1 protein-coding gene is annotated in these 1,132 nt (G+C 66.8%); it reads left to right on the top strand.

Annotated elements, in window-relative coordinates; genetic code table 11:
• Window positions 1-97 precede the first annotated feature (97 nt).
• Window positions 98-1,132, top strand: a protein-coding gene (locus QO011_RS42475) for an IS630 family transposase (protein WP_307286772.1) whose coding sequence is annotated in 2 segments (ribosomal slippage) — window positions 98-587 and window positions 587-1,132 — 1,036 coding nt annotated over the 2 segments. Because the reading frame shifts where the segments join, the coding sequence is not laid out codon by codon here. This gene is flagged as partial in the annotation.

Genomic DNA, 1,132 nt, shown 5'->3' on the forward strand with positions numbered 1-1,132 from the left:
ACCAGCCCTCGGTGAGTTTGACTCCATTGGGGATTCCCAGCGCCGGCGACTTCTGACGCAATGCGGGGGTGAGCTGAGTCGGACGGCGGAGGCATTGATGAGCGGAGGGCTTGCGATCAGCCGCAGGGAGCATACGAGCGCGGAGCTTCGCGGGCTGAGCAGCCGATGCTCGGATGGTGCGCAGGTTCGTCGGCTGTTGGCGCTTGCGCTCGTTCTTGACGGGCATTCGCGAACGGAGGCGGCGCGTCTCAGTGGCATGGATCGGCAGACGCTGCGCGACTGGGTGCATCGCTACAACGACGAAGGCGTGGAGGGCCTGAAGTCGCGCTCGAGCCCCGGTCGTGCACCGGCTTTGAGCGAGCAGCAGATGGAGGAACTGCGCGAGTTGGTGATCCAGGGCCCCGATCCGGCGGTCCACAAGGTGGTGCGCTGGCGGTGCGTGGATCTGCAGGCCGAGGTCGCCCGGCGGTTTTCGGTGGAAGTGCATGAGAACACGATCGGGCGATGGCTGCACGAGCTGGGCCTGACGCGCCTGCAGCCCCGGCCGGTCCATCCGCAAAAGGACCCCGGGGCCGAGGCGGCTTTTAAAAAAACTTCGCCGACCTGGTCAGAGCCGCGCTCCCGGCGGCCGCGGCCGCCGGCCCCGTAGAGATCTGGTTCCAGGACGAAGCCCGCGTCGGCCAGAAGGGCGGTCACGCCTACATCTGGGCGCCGGTCGGCTCGCGTCCGCGCATGGTGCGCGACAACCGGCACGTCTCCACCTACATCTTCGGCGCCATCTGCCCCGACCGCGCCATCGGCGCCGCCATGATCATGCCCTACGCCAACACCGAGGCCATGAACGCCCACCTCAAGGAGATCAGCGCCGGGGTAGCGCCGGGGGCTCATGCCGTCCTGGTCTGCGACGGCGCCGGCTGGCATCAGCGCGGCAGGAAGCTGGCGCTGCCTGACAACATCACCCTGCTGTCCCTGCCGCCCTATTCACCTGAGCTCAACCCCATGGAGAACGTCTGGGCCTACCTGCGCCAAAACAAGCTTTGCGCCACCGTCTGGGATACCTACGACGATATCCTCGACGCCTGTCAGACCGCCTGGCGATTCCTCCTCAACGATCCAGACCGAATCCGATCCA

The sequence above is a fragment of the Labrys wisconsinensis genome, assembly GCF_030814995.1.
Taxonomy (GTDB): Bacteria; Pseudomonadota; Alphaproteobacteria; order Rhizobiales; family Labraceae; genus Labrys; species Labrys wisconsinensis.